Here is a 16233-nt window from a genome sequence, read left to right as displayed (position 1 = left end):
ATGATACCAGGGAATTTTGCAATCTGTCATGGTCGACAAATTCTACCAATCTTGAATTACGAATGATGAATGTCGAATAATGAAGACTGTGAAATAATGAAGACTACGATCGCCACAAATAAGGAAACAAAATATATCCAGTCACAGCGACTATGGCGTTGATCGCTAAAAGTGTCACAAGTTTATCCACACTTACACTCCAATCCAGCCCGTCAAGTGCATTTTTAGAAATCCTTATTGCCATTAGAAGAATCGGGATAATTACAGGAAAGCTCAAAATCGCCATAAGCGTGGCGTTATTACCAGCTTTGGAAGCTATCGCACTGACCATCGTTAGACTTGCGGAAAATCCCATTGCTCCCAAAACTAAATTGAGTAAAAATAAGCCTTGATCCTGAACTGGATTTCCCAAAATCATTGAAATAACTCCATAACCCAAAAGTGCTAATATCAGAGTCAGGCCAGTATTGTAGATGATTTTGGAAAGTATGATCGCCTCAGGCGAAGCAATCATGTAATAATAAAGCTGGCGGCCTTGATGCTCTTGGACAAAGCTTTTGGCCACCGCATTCACAGCCGAGAAAAGAATAATAATCCAATAAAGAGCATTCCATGTCGGCGAGGAAATATTCCCCTGCCTAGCTCCTACACTCAAATAGGTGATGAAAACTGCGGAAACTACATAAAGTAAAATCCCATTTAGCGCGAATTTCTGGCGCCATTCCAGCGTAACTTCTTTGCTAATGAGAACCGAGATTTCTTTCCACATGACCCAAAAGTAAGTCAGAAGTTTGAGGTATTAAGTATGAAAGGGTGAATTTTCAGACTTCATAATTTAAATTTTAGAATTTGTTTCCCTGCCAAATTGACACCAAAACTCCTTTGGAACAACAGTTGCAATTCTGTGCCCGACAAACATTGTGTTTAACTAAACTAATTTATAGCCATGCAGGAAAAAGGCACGATCTCGATCCATACCGAGAACATTTTCCCGATTATCAAGAAGTTTCTCTATTCTGATAACGAGATTTTTCTAAGAGAACTCGTTTCTAACGCCGTCGATGCGACTCAAAAAATCAAGCGTTTAGCGACATTAGGTCAGTACACTGGCGAACTTGGTGACACCAAGGTGGAAGTAAGTTTCGATGAGAAAAAGAAAACCATTACTATCACTGACAGCGGTCTTGGGATGACTGCTGAGGAGATTAAAAAGTACATCAACCAAGTCGCTTTCTCAGGAGCTGAAGAGTTTGTTGAGAAATTCAAAGACGCCAAAGATGCCAATGAGATCATCGGTAAGTTTGGTTTGGGTTTCTATTCTGCGTTCATGGTCTCTGACAAAGTGGAGATTCATACACTTTCCTACCAAGAAGGAGCGGAAGCTGCAAAATGGACCTGTGACGGTTCTACTTCCTTTGAAATCTCCAAAGGAAAAAGAAAACAGCGCGGAACGGACATTATCCTTCATATCAACAAAGATTCTGAAGAGTTTTTGGACAAATGGAAGCTTCAGGGAATCCTTGACAAATACGCGAAGTTCCTTCCAGTACCTATCAAATTTGGCACAAAAACCGAATCTGTAGAAGATGGAGAAGATGACAAAGGCGAGAAGAAATGGAAGTCAGTAGAAGTTGACAATTTCGTTAACACGACTGCTCCGATCTGGACAAAATCTCCTGGTGATCTGACAGATGAAGATTATCTGAAGTTCTACAAGGAACTTTATCCAATGTCTGAGGATCCACTTTTCTGGATTCACCTGAACGTGGATTATCCGTTCAACTTGACGGGTGTTTTGTATTTCCCGAAAGTGAAAAACGAATTTGAACTTCAGAGAAATAAGATCAAGCTTTTCAGCCGTCAGGTATTTATCACTGACGAGGTAAAAGACATCGTTCCTGAGTTCTTGATGTTGCTTCATGGAGTGATTGATTCTCCAGACATTCCTCTGAACGTGTCCAGAAGTTTCTTGCAAGCTGACAGTAGCGTGAAGAAAATCAATAGCTACATCACCAAGAAAGTAGCGGATAAACTGGCTGAGCTTTATAAGAAAGACAGAAAGGCTTACGAGCAGAAGTGGGGTGATATCGGACTTTTCGTGAAATACGGAATGATTTCTGAGGAGAAATTCTACGAGAAAGGAAAAGACTTCGCTTTGCTTAAAAACACAAATGGAGAATTTTTCACCATCGAAGAATATCAGTCCAAAATAAAAGCAAATCAGACAGATAAGAATGACCAAGCTGTCATCTTATATGCGACTGATCTAGACAAGCAGGATAGTTTTATCCAGTCTGCTAACAACAAGGGCTATGATGTCTTGGTGATGGATTCTCCGATTGATAGTCACTTTATCCAAAACTTGGAATCCAAGCTGGAGAAAACACAGCTGAAGCGAGTGGATGCTGATGTAGCTGAGAAGCTGATCCAGAAGGATGAGACTTACGCGAATCTTCTTACGGAAGATCAGAGTAAGGAAGTGAAGGATATTTTCGATAAGGCGATCAACAATAAGACTTACACTGTTCAGGTGGAAGGTTTAAGTCCTGAAGAGCTTCCGGTGACGATCACTATGGAGGAATTCATGCGCAGAATGAAGGAAATGGCTGCTACCGGTGGCGGAGGAATGGGCTTCTACGGTTCCCTTCCTGATGCTTATAAAGTAGCCATCAACGGAAATCACCCTGCGGTGGACAAAGTGCTTAAAGCAGCTACCGAAGAAGAAAAGATCAAGATTGCTAAGCAGTCCTTTGATCTAGCGCTACTTTCTCAAGGCTTGCTTACAGGCAAAGACCTGACTGCTTTTGTAAAAAGAAGTGTGGAGTTGCTTTAAGAGCATTAATAACCTTTGATCTCGAAATTTTCGGGATCAAAGGTTTATTCAGCACCATAATCCCCAGATCATATTGGGGATTTTCTTGTTTCATCTATTTTTTCCGAGAATATGTGTTATTAAAATCTCTGCCCAGTTGCATTTACTTATTTTTTGATAAATATTGAATAGAAATGCAGTAGTTCTAATTTGAAACAAGTTTCGACTATATCTGCCAAAACAATACTTATCATGACTTATTCCTTAGCAGTTAAATATTTGAATCTAATTGTTGTTTCACCGGGAGATGTACCGTGGGAACGTAATAAAATAGGTGAAATCGTAGCGGATTTAAACAGTATTTTTTTGGCTCAATTTGGATTAGCTATTCAGGTTTGGCGCTGGGAGGTAGATGCCTATCCCGGGTTTCACATCGAGGGCTTACAGGGGCAGATTGACAAAAACTTACAAATCGACAACTGTGACATCATGGTTGGTATCTTTTGGAAAAGATTTGGCACACCCGTGAAAGATGCAGATTCTGGAACTGAGCATGAATTAAATCGGGCATATAATTCATGGAAAGCAAGTGGTGGAAATCGTCCTCAAACGTTGGTGTATTTCAATACCAAGCCATATAAATGTAAAAACAGCAACGAGGAAGAGCAGAAAGTAAAGGTTTTGGAATATAAAAAGAAGCTCATGGCGGTAGCTCTATCTGGAGAATACGCTACAAGAAATGAGTTTGAAAATAAAGTAAGGAATCATCTGCTTAAATATCTTCTTGACAATACAGGCGAACTGGGAGGCAGAACTTACACTATGGTCAGATCTGCCACAGATCTGCTGAATCATAATCAGCGAATAATTCTTGAAGCGAAAGAGCATTTATATATGACTGGATCCCGTACGCGAGATCAGATATACCTGACTGCCATAGAGGATAAACTTAAACAATTTCCAGTAATGGTGCACCATAGAGTACTCTTCGGGCCTCCACATCATCAAATGCTAAAAGATCACTTAATTGAGTTATTGAAGACAAGAGATCCCGATGATCGGCAATACGGTCAAAAAACTATTCACCTTGGCGTTTTCGATGATTATAAGAGGCAGTTTGAGACGTTTATACTTGGAAATGAACGCGAAGCTTTGGTTTTGCTACCTTCACTTCTTGGAGTTGGAGAATATAATTCGGGGATTTTATTTACAGGAAAAGACGATGTGGATGGATTACGTAGATTTGTAAAAGACCTATACGGCTGGAGCCAAAAAATTGAAACTTTGAAAGCCGTTGATTCACTTAATTGCTTGAATGGTTCCCGTAAATCGGGTAATCCCGAAGCAGAGGCAAACATATGAGAGAGGAAATTATTAAGTTAACATCTGAACTGGTTAAAATACCATCCAGGGCTGGGATAGATTCTGTAGAAAAAATTCAAAACTATCTGGAGAAATGGTTTGAGAAAAGAGAAATAGCCGTTATCCCGCTTTTGGATAGAGAGGATCTCAAAGTCGGGTTTTATCTACATATTCATAGTGACATCCCTGGGCCTGCTATTTGTTTAAATTCCTGCCTAGATACTGCGCCTTTTGGGGATGAAGGTCAATGGATCTATTCGCCTACATCAGGCATAGAGAAGGACGAATATCTTTATGGAAGAGGATCAGCTGATTCAAAAGTGGCAGTTTCCATTTTTAGTCACCTGGCAGACTATTTTCAGAAAAACAAATCACTTCTTGCTGGAGATCTATTTTTCGTATTTGATGCAGATGAACACACCGGGAATTTCCAGGGTATCCGGAGTTTTTTAGACCAAAGTCCAATCAAGCCTGATGCTGTTCTAATCGGCTACCCAGGCAACGACAAATTGATTATTGGTTCAAGAGGGTTTTTACGTGCAGAAATAACTGTTTATGGGGCTTCTGCGCATTCCGGGTCGAGTAGCAAAACAGGTATAAATGCTATTTCTGAGATGGCTAAGATTATTCAGTCAATTAAAGAGAAATCTTTGCCTAAAGAAAATAATACTTCTTTCGGAATGGGACCCAAAGTGACTATCACAGAAGTAAATGGAGGGGATGGATATAATCTGGTGCCTGACCGATGCAGTTGTAAACTTGATTTCCGGCTTACACCTAATGTGAATAAGGAAGTTGCAGAGAGATGGATTGAGTCGATTATCTATAACAATAGATTAGTTGATGGAATTAAACCGCCACAAATAAAATATAGGGAGAGCTGGCCGGCATTCCATTTGCCAGTTGAAAGTGAGTTCGTCCAGCTTTTTTTGGAAATTGCCCAAAGAGTATTTCAGAAAAATATAGTCCCCTCTGTAAGTGGCCCATCCAACATCGGTAATTTTTTAGCGTCCAGAGGCATTCCAGCTCTAAGTGGTTTTGGAGTCAGTTATGATCAAATACATGCTACTGACGAGCGGGTACATCTTGAGACGGTAATGCCAGTATATGAGGTGTATCGTCAAGTCATTCTATCCATGATGAAATCAAAAAAGCAATTTGTTGTCCAAAAGGAGTGAGGGACAAGGAGTACTTTGATTTATGCAAAAGTGGTTTTATTCAAAATGGAGAAAACCCAGCTGAAGCGTGTATATTCAGATGTAGCTGAGAAACTAATCCAGAAGGATGAGACTTACGCTAACTTACTGACTGAAGAGTCAAAGCAAGGAAGTGAAGGAAATCTTCAATAAAGCGATCAACAACAAAACGTACACAGTAGAAGTGGAAGGCTTGAGTCCTGAAGAGCTTCCGGTGACGATCACTATGGAGGAATTCATGCGCAGAATGAAGGAAATGGCTGCTACTGGCGGCGGAGGAATGGGCTTTTACGGCTCACTTCCTGACGCTTACAAAGTAGCGATCAACGGAAATCACCCTGCGGTGGACAAAGTCCTGAAAGCAGCAACTGAAGAAGAAAAGATCAAGATTGCTAAGCAGTCTTTCGATCTAGCATTACTTTCCCAAGGCTTGCTTACAGGTAAAGACCTGACAGCTTTTGTGAAGAGAAGTGTGGAATTGCTGTAAAAAGTAATAGCTACTACTCTCCAAGGCCCGCGATAGCTATCGGGGCTAACCCTTGGAGAGTTTGATTATCCAAAAATCCCCGAAAACCTCGGGGATTTTTTTGTTTCTGGGTTTTCAAACGTAAATCTCTGCAGTATGCATTTAGATTTTTGTATTCGATTAAGTAATTGAATTATAATAGGTTATGAATAGCATTATATCGTGAACCAAAAATTTAATAGCTGATTAACAAGCGCTTAACTAAATTGTCTAAAATTCCTCAAACTATCAATTGGATTTATAAATTGGGGGGAGTATGTTTGTTCAAGTTCAAGGAAACGAGGACTTTTAAATCATTCTTTTAATTAAAATTTCTAAAAATGAAGAAAGTAGCGTACAGTTTTATTTTAACAATTTTATTTAGTATTGGCAGTAGTCTGGATGCGAATGCTCTTAATGAATGTCAACCAGGCGGGTTGGCAAATGTATATTGCCCTTATTGGGATGTTACCTATGAAGTTACCGCTGGATTTTGGCCTTGGTCAGATCCAACTATAAGTATTACTTGTACTACAGGTGGGGAATTCAAATGTGAAAAACAAACACAACCCGTTTAAATATTTAAAAAATTCAAGCTCGATTAGATCTATAATCGGGCCTATTTATTATGACTTTAAGAAATACCTTAATTATTTTGATCTTACCTATTATTTATAGTTGCAATTTTAAAAATTCAAATATAAGTACTATCGATTTTAAAAAAACAGAGATTATACTTCGTGAAAATTTAAATCCTATATCTCCTATCATCTCTTTTTCTATGTTAAAGGATGGTACATTTGTAGGCATAACGGAGACCAGAGAAATTGTACATTATTCTTCATCTGGAGAGCAGCTAAATTTCATTTCAAATTTTGGACAAGGTGAAAAAGAAGTTTACTCGCCACATATAATTAAATCCTACAAAGATGGATATATAATTTGGGATAAAGATCTTTTGAAAATGATTGAATATAATAATTTAGATGAGCCAATTAATGAATATAATGGTTTCGATCATGCTGTAAAAGATTTTGTTGTTGATAAAAATTATATATATACATATATCAGCCCCTTGCCTTCAAAACCTTTTATTCAAATTTATGACAAAACATCCAATAAGATTATAGAAAGTTTAGGTAATGCTGAAAATGAGCAAGTATTAGCTAACTTGAATGTTTGTGCTGGCGGCATTAGTCTCTTCAATGATACGATGATATTTCTTTCATCAACAAGTCTTAATGTCTTTCAAGTTAATACTAAAAATATTAATGATATTAAAGTAAAGCTTCTGAATGATGAATCTATTGTTTTTAATAAATTTGATGGAAATCCAGTAGATTTGATAAACACTGAAATACAAAAAGCAATTCAAATTTCTTTGAATTCTAGTATTGTTACCGGTGTTTATAAACTTAATGACAAAATTTTAATTAAGGGAGAAACCGGTATTGCTGAGGTGGAAAGAGGAAATGTTGATTTAAGTAATAGATATTCTTTTATGTTGCTATTGAATGAAGATTATAAGATAGTTGGAAAATATTTTGAGAAGTATGATGTTAATATATTATGTAAGTTATGGAGTGAAGGTCCAAATGAGGTTGCAAGGATAGTAAGAAAAGAAGGTGAAGATGAATACAATTACGTCATTGAATTGCTATCATATGAATAAAATGTTATTGTATTAATATTTTGCATGCACATATAATTATCAAAAAAACCAAAAATTCTTAGCAGTCCTTCGATCTAGCCTTACTTTCCCAAGGCTTGCTGACACATAAGAACTTACCTGCTTTTGTGAAGAGAAGTGTGGAGTGGCTGTAAAAAGTAATAGCTACTACTCTCCAAGGCCCGCGATAGCTTTCGGGGTTAACCCTTGGAGAGTTTGATTATCCAAAAATCCCCGAATTCCTCGGGGATTTTCTTGTTTCTGGCTTTTCAAACGTAAATCTCTGCAGTTTGAAATCAGCTTTCTGTATTCGGCTAATTAATTGAATTATAACAGGTTATGAATAGTATTTTACTGTGAACTAAAAATATAATAGCTGATTATCAGCTTGTTAACTAAATCTTACAAACATTTCTCCACTAAAATTTGGATTTATAAATTGGTGGGGGTATGTTTAGTTCAAGTTCAAGTTCAAGGCGCTGAAGACTTTTTAATCAATTAACAACTCTAAAGTTTTTAAGAAAAAATGAAGACAATAAAACTAGTGGCAGTGGTATGCTTAGCATACTTTGCCTCCGCATGTGAATTGGATCAAACGGAAATTATCCCGAATGATGATTCATTAGAGATCAATAAGGATTACAATATAATTCAATCAATATTAGATGATTCTTTAACCAAAGAATATTTTAATTCATTGAATGGGGTATTTGAAACTCGTGAACTAAAAAAAGGAAATTTGGATGTTCGTAATCTTAGGGCTACAGATTTTAATTCTTTAGAAGAATTTGAAGGATATATTTTTGATAATTTTGAAAATCCTGAAGAAATATATCAAAAAATTCATAATTCAGCTTCTTTAGGTCAAGAGATTAGAAAAAAATATCCTGAAATTGATAATTTGAATCAAAAAGAATTTAATACTTTGCTGAACCAAATGTTAATGTCATTTAAGAATTCAAAATCTGACAATGCCAGAATGGGGCCATGTGAGGCTAATTTGGACAATAGCGAAGATACTTGCAGGGATACAGCTTTATTAGAAGCTGCTGGTTGTGGTCTTTTATCACCTACCTTGCTTCTTGCCCTTGGGTGTGGTGGCATATTTATTTAGTTGAACTAGTATGTATAGATGGAGCACAGGATGCCTATTTTATATGTGTAGACAATCAAGTATAATGAAAAGAATAAAAACAATTGAACAGTTTTCAATACTAATTGCTCTTGCTGTTATAATCTCGGCATCTTCACTGAAATCTATACCTATTGCATTATCTATATTGCTATTTGGCGTAATTTTTCAAATTTATATATATATTTTGTATAAGAAGGAAGGTAAAGGAGGGGAATTCCTAAAAGGTAGAGTTGGGCCTTTACTTGTCGGAGTTTCTCTTATTATCTTCTTCTTGTTTAAAGATTGATATCAGATAATGAGAAACCGATGAAGAAAAGATCAAGATTGCTAAGCAGTCATTTGATCTGGCACGTCTTTCCCAAGGCTTGCTTACTGGTAAAGAACTGACTGCATTTGTTAAGAGAAGTGTGGAATTGCTTTAATGAGTACATAACCCTTCAATCCCAAAATAATCGAGATCGAAGGGTTTGGCTATAAATTCATGAGACCATTGAGTTCTAAAAAACCTCAATGGTTTTTTTATTTTTAAACCTTTGGGGTTTCTGAAACCCAAAGATTATCAAAGCCTACTCCCACACTAGGGTATTCCATCAAAAAGCTTATTTTTGTCTATGCTTTCTAAAAAGACCAAATACGCCCTGCATGCTCTGACCTACTTGGGCAAGCACAAAGACGAGAAGACAGTTTTGATTCAAGAGATTTCAGAAGAGTATGGGATCTCTCATAAGTTTCTGGAGAATATTCTACTTGAACTCAAGAAGGCCGGAATGCTGGGGAGCAAAAAGGGTAAGGGTGGAGGTTATTACCTGATCAAGGAGCCTAAAGATATCCCTCTTTCAAAGGTGATTCGATTGCTGGATGGGCCGATAGCAATGCTTCCTTGTGTAAGCTTAAATTATTACGAGCCTTGCGATGAGTGCAAGAATGAAGCTGTCTGTGGGATTAATAGAGTCATGATTCAGGTGAGGGATGAGACGCTTAAAATACTGGAAAACAAGTCCTTAGAAGATATTCTCAAGGAAGAGTAAAATTTTTTTGTAATTAACCCTATATAATTTATAGGGTTTATATACTTTTGTGTTTGACTCTCGTAATAAACCAAGTATGATTTTAGACCAGCCACTTAAAAAGCTATTCTCTAGCAAGTCCGGAAGGGACAGCAATGCTAAAAGTTTGCTTAAGTCGATTTCCTGGAGAATTGTAGGGACCATTGACACGATTATCATTTCCTATTTCGTGACAGGGCAGCTGGTGATGGCCCTCTCTATTGGATCTGTAGAGGTCTTCTCTAAGATTATCCTGTATTATTTCCACGAGAGAGTTTGGGAAAGCACTCCAAAAGCACAAGCAGATGACACTCAAAAAGAATATGCATGAATTGGAAGCTCAGCTGTCTGAGCTGAGTGCACAAGAAGGATTAGCTCTCGTAGCTGACTTATTTCCTGGAAAAGTGACTTTTTCGACCTCCTTAGGTCAGGAAGATCAGGTGATCACACTGCTGATTGCTGATGCACACTTACCTATCTCAATATTTTCTTTGGACACGGGAAGACTTTTTCCTGAGACGTTAGACCTGTTATCAAGAACTGAAGCTAAATACAAGCAAAATATAAAGGTTTATTATCCTACTACATCCTCCGTGGAGAATTTGGTAAGTGAAATCGGAATCAACGGTTTTTATGACTCTGTTGAAAATAGAAAGTCTTGCTGCTTTGTACGCAAGGTGGAGCCTCTTCGAAGAGCTCTGGCTGGAAATGATGTCTGGGTTACTGGACTTCGTGCCGAGCAATCAGCTAATAGAAGTGAAATGAAGCGCATCGAGTGGGATGAGGGAAATCAAATCCTGAAATTCAATCCATTGCTGGATTGGACTTTTGATGAGATGATTGCTTATATCAGCGAAAAGAAAATCCCCTATAATCCACTTCATGATAAAGGCTTTGTCAGCATCGGCTGTGCGCCTTGTACCCGAGCAATTGCCGAAGGCGAAGATGCCCGGGCAGGCCGATGGTGGTGGGAAGACTCGAAGAAGGAATGTGGGTTGCATAGTAAGTGACGGATGTTGGATGTCCGATGTCGGGTGAGCGGTGCACACTTCGATATTCATTATTGAACATTCATCATTCGACATTAAAAATTTAGAAGTAAGACAAAAAAGCTTAAAGACTTAGACAGTGAAAATTTGAAATTCCTCATTTGAAAAATAATGAATGTAGAATGATGAATTACGAATAATGAAGTGGAAAAGTGCAAATCATAAATACCATGAACAACCTATTAATACCTAATCCAAAAGAAGCAGAATCGATCCACATCATCCGTGAAGTGGCGGCGCAGTTTGAGCGTCCGGTTTTGCTTTTTTCTGGAGGCAAGGACTCCATCACGCTAGTTAGACTGGCTCAGAAAGCTTTTTATCCAGCGAGAATTCCTTTCCCTTTACTACACGTGGACACAGGTCATAATTTCCCTGAGACTATCGAGTTCAGAGATAGACTAGTTGAAGAACTTGGATTGGAGTTGATCGTGAGGAATGTACAGGATTCTATTGATCAAGGAAAAGTTCGTGAGGAGCGGGGAAGGTATTCCAGCAGAAACTCGCTTCAGACTACCACGCTTTTGGATGCCATTGAAGAATTCAAGTTTGATGCTTGTATTGGAGGAGCGAGAAGGGATGAGGAAAAAGCCCGAGCAAAAGAACGAGTTTTCTCTGTAAGAGATGACTTTGGTCAGTGGGATGAGAAAAACCAACGCCCGGAGCTATTTGATATGCTGAATGGTAAAATCCATAATGGCCAGAATGTGCGTTGTTTCCCGATTTCTAACTGGACAGAATTGGATGTTTGGGAGTATATCAGAACTGAAAATATTGAGATTCCATCGATCTATTTTGCGCATGAGCGCGAGGTATTCCTTCGTGATGGGCTGATCTGGACTGCCAATGAGCACGTGTTTAGAGAAGAACATGAGGAGGTATTAGTGAAAATGGTACGATTCCGAACTGTAGGTGACATGACCTGTACTGCAGCTGTATTTTCAGAAGCCGTATCGCTGGATGATGTGGTAGGAGAAATTCGAGATTCCTCAATATCCGAGCGTGGTGCTAGAATCGATGACAAGCGATCCGAAGCCGCCATGGAGAAAAGAAAGAAAGTCGGATACTTTTAGAAAAAGTAGTAAGTCTCAAGTACAAAGTATCAAGTATTCGCGGCAGCCCACTTTCGTTATGCTGCTTCTCCAGAAGCAGCGTAGCTCACAAAATCCAGATTATCCTTTAACTAGAACTAACATGTCTGAAAATAGAAAACTTATAAAAATCGCTACTGCAGGTTCTGTCGATGATGGCAAGAGCACACTGATAGGGCGACTACTTTACGATACAAAATCGCTCACAACGGATAAAATCGAAGCAATCGAGCGTAGCTCCAAGCAACGTGGATATGATTACCTGGATTTCTCCTTGGCTACCGACGGCTTGGTAGCTGAGCGTGAGCAAGGAATCACAATAGACGTGGCACATATTTATTTCAATACGGATAAGACAAATTTCATCGTAGCCGATACGCCTGGCCATGTGGAATACACACGAAACATGGTGACTGGTGCATCGACTTCTCAAGTGGCGATCATCCTGATTGATGCAAGAAAAGGCGTGATAGAGCAGACTTATCGCCACTTCTTCATTGCTAATTTATTGCGCATCAGCCATGTGGTCGTAGCGATCAATAAGATGGATTTGGTGGGTTATGAGGAAGATGTCTATTTGAAAATCAAAGCGGATTTCGATGCGTTGGTTGCCAAATCAGATTTTACTGAAGATCAGATCACCTTTATACCTGTTTCTGCTTTGAAAGGAGAAAATATAGCAAGACAGTCGGAAGAAATGCCTTGGTATGTAGGGAATACACTTTTGGATCACTTAGAAGTATTGGAGCCTGCCGATTTGGAAGTAAGTTCCCTTGCCCGATTCCCTGTGCAATATGTCATTCGTCCTAAGACGGAAGCTTGGCATGACTTCAGAGGTTTCTCGGGAATGCTCTATGGAGGAAACTTAAAAGTAGGCGATGAAGTCACGCTCCTGCCTTCACTGAATACTTCTAAAATCAAAAGCATTCACTATTTCGATCAGGAAATCCAAGAAGCCGCTGCAGGCAGTTCCATAGCGATCACACTAGATACAGAAGTGGATTTGAGTCGTGGAGATATGCTGGTGAAAAGCGGAGAATTGCCGACAAGCGAGAAGCGATTGACTGCCACTATCTGCCAGGTGAACAATAAGCCTTTGAGAGTAGGTAGTAAATACATTTTGCAACATGGTGTAAACCGTGTAATGGCAAAAGTAGATCAGATCGAATCCAGAATTCACACTGACTTTACAGGAACTGAGGAAGCGGGACAGCTTAAACTGAATGATATCGGAAGAGTTCATTTCCGCCTGAGCAAGCCGATCCATTTTGATTCTTATCATACAAATAAGTCAAATGGGAGCTTTATCCTGATCGACGAAGCAGAATACGATACCGTTTCAGTTGGATTTATAGAATAGCGAGTCTTCGCTGTTCATCATTCAAAATTCGATATTCATTATTATTTGAGGAGATTTCTCTCTCGCTCTTGGCGGTCTGAAATGAGTGAAAATCCCAAACCATAAAACCTATTACAGCCATGCAAAGCTTTAGAACAGAACTCGAAAACAATATAGTAGAACAGGATATCATCGATTTAGAAAAGAAAATTTCGCTTTTCAAAGCAGGTAATATCGATGAAGAAAAATTCCGTAGTCTTCGTCTGGCCCGTGGCGTCTATGGACAGCGTCAGCCAGGGGTGCAGATGATTCGTATCAAATTACCCTATGGCCGTGTTTCTTCGGATCAACTACGCAGGATCTGTAAAGTATCCGATGAATATTCTACAGGAAGACTTCATATCACCACGCGTCAGGATATTCAGATTCACTATGTGAGTTTGGATAGGACGCCCGAGCTTTGGGCGGAATTGGAGCGGGATGATGTCACTATCCGGGAGGCTTGCGGAAATACCGTAAGAAATGTCACTGCTTCAGAAACTGCAGGAATTGATGTCAATGAGCCATTTGATGTCACTCCATACGCTGATGCGGTTTTCAAATATTTTTTGAGAAATCCTATCTCCCAAGAAATGGGAAGGAAGTTCAAAATTTCCTTTTCCTCTTCAGATGAAGATACGGGCTTGAGCTATTTGCACGATTTGGGTTTTATCCCGAAAGTGAAAGTGATCGACGGCGAGGAAGTTCGTGGATTTAAAGTGATGCTTGGTGGAGGTTTAGGATCTCAGCCACGTCATGCAGATGCGATTTCTGACTTTGTGGAAACTGATCAAATCATTCCTGTTGCAGATGCCGTCATTAGAATCTTTGACCGACATGGCGAGCGAGCTAAGCGCATGAAAGCCAGAATGAAGTTTTTGATCAAGGATATGGGCGTTGAAGCGTTTTTGGAATTGGTGGAAAATGAGAAAAAAGCACTTTCCTTCAAGTCTTATCCAATAGATTTTGAAGATTATGAAGCTGCGCAAAAGCTTCCCAATGCTCCTTCCGCGAATGTGGAAGAGGAACTTGGGTTGGATTTCGAGCATTTCAAACTCACTAATATTCTACCTCAAAAGCAAGAAGGATATGTCTCTTTGGGAATAAGAGTTACGCTTGGCGATTTCTACACAGATCAGGCGAGAAAGCTGGCTGATTTAGTAGAGAAATATGCCAATTCGGAGATCCGTTTTACTCTTCGTCAAAACTTCCTGATTCGGGATGTACGTGAAGATTTGGTTCCGTATTTCTACAAGGAGTTAAAAGAAATTGGTTTGGCAGCTGCTGGCTATAATTCATTGGGAGATATCACCGCTTGCCCTGGAACGGATACCTGTAATCTTGGAATTGCGAGTTCTACAGGTATCGCTGCAGAATTGGAAAAAGTAATCCTTGCGGAGTATCCTCAGTATTTGAAAAATCAGAATTTGGTGATCAAGATCTCAGGTTGTATGAACGCCTGTGGTCAGCATAACATGGCTCATATTGGTTTTCAGGGCATGTCCATGAAATCTGGAAAAGTTGTAATTCCAGCACTTCAAGTGTTGCTTGGTGGAGGAAATATGGGCGATGGAAACGGGCGCTTTGCAGATAAAGTGACAAAGATTCCTAGCAAAAGAGGCCCTCAGGCATTGAGGGTTCTACTAGATGATTTTGAAGCAAATGCCAGCGGACAGGATTTCTTAAGCTATTACGACAAAAAAGGCCAGATATATTTCTATGAATTGTTGAAAGAATTGGGTGATGCTTCTACAGTAACCCCGGCAGATTATGTGGATTGGGGAAATACCGAAGAATATAAAATCGCGGTTGGTGTGGGTGAATGTGCCGGTGTGGTGCTTGACTTGGTTGCTACTTTGCTTTTGGAAGCCAAGGAGAAAATCGACATCGCTCAAAAATGTCTGGAAGAAGGCCGCTGGTCAGATAGTATTTACCATCATTACGCAGGTTTGATCAATGCGGCAAAAGCAATTTTGCTAAGTGAAAGCTTAAGTGCTAACTCCTATGCAAACATTATCGCTCAGTTTGACGAGGCTTTTATAGCAAGCGGAAAAATAGATTTGGGAGGAACTTTCGCAGAAAAGATCTACCAGATCAATCAAAATGAGCCTACAGAGCAATTTGCGAATACGTACGCTGCAAACACATTGGAAATTTACGGTTTGCTCAAAAGCTATCGCGAAGAGGAAGTTACAGCATGAGACCAATCATTCAACCAAAGGTAACGCTGGTCGGAGCTGGCCCAGGTGATCCTGAATTAATCACACTTAAGGCTGTTTTGGCACTAAACAATGCCGATGTGGTCTTGTATGACGCGCTGATAGATCCAGTTTTACTTGATCATGCGCCGCAGACAGCCCTCAAAATATTTGTTGGCAAACGTGTAGGAAAGCATTCCCATCCACAAGAGGACACCAATCAACTTTGCGTCAGCTTAGCAAAAAAGCACGGGCATGTCGTTCGTCTGAAAGGTGGAGATCCATTTGTTTTTGGACGTGGATCGGAAGAGATAGAATATATAGAAGCATTTGGAGTAACTACTAAATTGATTCCCGGTATTACTTCGGCTGTTGCTGTTCCTGCTTCGGCTGGAATTCCAGTGACGAAGAGAGGAGTTTCTGAGAGTTTTTGGGTAGTGACTGGTACTACTTCAGCTGGTGAACTTTCCAAGGACCTGGCTTTGGCTGCACAATCCACTGCAACTGTTGTCGTGTTGATGGGAACCAAGAAGCTGGCTGAGATTTCGGAGGTTTATAGTAAGTTTGGAAAAGCTGACTTGCCTATAGCGATTATCCAAAGTGGAACGACACGTGAAGAAAAAATTGTGGCTGGATATATTTCAGACATTGAGCAAAAAGCTGAAGATTCCAAAGTAGAAGCTCCAGCAATCATCATCATTGGTGAGGTAGTGCGTGAAAGCATGAAGCTTGCGGCGCTGTATCGGGAAGTGGTTTTGGGAGCTGGCAGACAGTAGACGGAAGACTGAAGAATCT

General features: G+C 39.5%; 15 protein-coding genes and 1 pseudogene. 15 read left to right on the top strand and 1 reads right to left on the bottom strand.

The window, feature by feature from the left end; translation table 11 throughout:
• Positions 1 to 103: 103 nt before the first annotated feature.
• The gene (locus BVH04_RS19290; RefSeq protein WP_086543112.1) at positions 104 to 769 is read right to left on the bottom strand and encodes a heme exporter protein CcmB; all 666 of its coding nucleotides are present in this window, start codon (positions 767 to 769) and stop codon (positions 104 to 106) included.
• Between the two features lie 177 nt (positions 770 to 946).
• Here BVH04_RS19290 and htpG point away from each other — a divergent pair, with 177 nt between their 5' ends.
• From htpG to cobA, 15 genes and pseudogenes are all read left to right on the top strand, one after another.
• Positions 947 to 2833 (top strand): molecular chaperone HtpG, encoded by a 1887-nt coding sequence (htpG, locus tag BVH04_RS19285; RefSeq protein ID WP_086543111.1) that lies wholly within the window; start codon positions 947 to 949, stop codon positions 2831 to 2833.
• A gap of 231 nt (positions 2834 to 3064) precedes the next feature.
• On the top strand, positions 3065 to 4174 hold the full coding sequence (locus BVH04_RS19280; RefSeq protein ID WP_086543110.1) for a hypothetical protein: 1110 nt from the start codon (positions 3065 to 3067) through the stop codon (positions 4172 to 4174).
• Positions 4171 to 5352 (top strand): M20 family metallopeptidase, encoded by a 1182-nt coding sequence (locus tag BVH04_RS19275; protein ID WP_086543109.1) that lies wholly within the window; start codon positions 4171 to 4173, stop codon positions 5350 to 5352. The genes BVH04_RS19280 and BVH04_RS19275 overlap by 4 nt, the downstream gene beginning before the upstream one ends.
• A 42-nt stretch (positions 5353 to 5394) precedes the next feature.
• Positions 5395 to 5857: pseudogene (locus BVH04_RS19270) on the top strand (molecular chaperone HtpG); the annotation flags it as partial.
• A gap of 359 nt (positions 5858 to 6216) precedes the next feature.
• The gene (locus BVH04_RS19265; protein WP_086543107.1) at positions 6217 to 6453 is read left to right on the top strand and encodes a hypothetical protein; all 237 of its coding nucleotides are present in this window, start codon (positions 6217 to 6219) and stop codon (positions 6451 to 6453) included.
• 50 nt (positions 6454 to 6503) lie between these two features.
• Positions 6504 to 7547, top strand: coding sequence for a hypothetical protein (locus BVH04_RS19260; RefSeq protein WP_086543106.1), 1044 nt, complete (start codon positions 6504 to 6506; stop codon positions 7545 to 7547).
• Positions 7548 to 8070: 523 nt separating this feature from the next.
• A complete protein-coding gene (locus BVH04_RS19255; RefSeq protein WP_086543105.1) occupies positions 8071 to 8658 on the top strand; it encodes a hypothetical protein in 588 nt (195 codons plus the stop codon).
• A 64-nt stretch (positions 8659 to 8722) separates the two neighbouring features.
• Positions 8723 to 8965, top strand: a complete 243-nt coding sequence (locus BVH04_RS19250) for a hypothetical protein (protein WP_086543104.1) — start codon at positions 8723 to 8725, stop codon at positions 8963 to 8965.
• 325 nt (positions 8966 to 9290) lie between these two features.
• Positions 9291 to 9707, top strand: coding sequence for an RrF2 family transcriptional regulator (locus tag BVH04_RS19245; protein ID WP_086543103.1), 417 nt, complete (start codon positions 9291 to 9293; stop codon positions 9705 to 9707).
• Positions 9708 to 9783: 76 nt separating this feature from the next.
• Positions 9784 to 10056, top strand: coding sequence for a DUF2061 domain-containing protein (locus BVH04_RS19240; RefSeq protein ID WP_086543102.1), 273 nt, complete (start codon positions 9784 to 9786; stop codon positions 10054 to 10056).
• On the top strand, positions 10031 to 10735 hold the full coding sequence (locus tag BVH04_RS19235) for a phosphoadenylyl-sulfate reductase (RefSeq protein ID WP_086543101.1): 705 nt from the start codon (positions 10031 to 10033) through the stop codon (positions 10733 to 10735). The genes BVH04_RS19240 and BVH04_RS19235 overlap by 26 nt, the downstream gene beginning before the upstream one ends.
• 209 nt (positions 10736 to 10944) lie before the next feature.
• Positions 10945 to 11844, top strand: a complete 900-nt coding sequence (gene cysD, locus BVH04_RS19230; RefSeq protein WP_086543166.1) for a sulfate adenylyltransferase subunit CysD — start codon at positions 10945 to 10947, stop codon at positions 11842 to 11844.
• A 121-nt stretch (positions 11845 to 11965) separates the two neighbouring features.
• The gene (locus BVH04_RS19225) at positions 11966 to 13222 is read left to right on the top strand and encodes a sulfate adenylyltransferase subunit 1 (protein WP_086543165.1); all 1257 of its coding nucleotides are present in this window, start codon (positions 11966 to 11968) and stop codon (positions 13220 to 13222) included.
• Between the two features lie 119 nt (positions 13223 to 13341).
• A complete protein-coding gene (locus tag BVH04_RS19220; RefSeq protein ID WP_086543100.1) occupies positions 13342 to 15441 on the top strand; it encodes a HEPN domain-containing protein in 2100 nt (699 codons plus the stop codon).
• Positions 15438 to 16214 (top strand): uroporphyrinogen-III C-methyltransferase, encoded by a 777-nt coding sequence (gene cobA / locus BVH04_RS19215; RefSeq protein WP_086543099.1) that lies wholly within the window; start codon positions 15438 to 15440, stop codon positions 16212 to 16214. Before BVH04_RS19220 ends, cobA begins: the two co-directional genes overlap by 4 nt.
• The last annotated feature ends 19 nt before the right edge of the window (positions 16215 to 16233 follow it).

It is taken from the genome of Algoriphagus antarcticus, assembly GCF_002150685.1.
GTDB classification, from domain to species: Bacteria; Bacteroidota; Bacteroidia; order Cytophagales; family Cyclobacteriaceae; genus Algoriphagus; species Algoriphagus antarcticus.
This window is presented reverse-complemented; position numbering and strand designations above follow the sequence as displayed.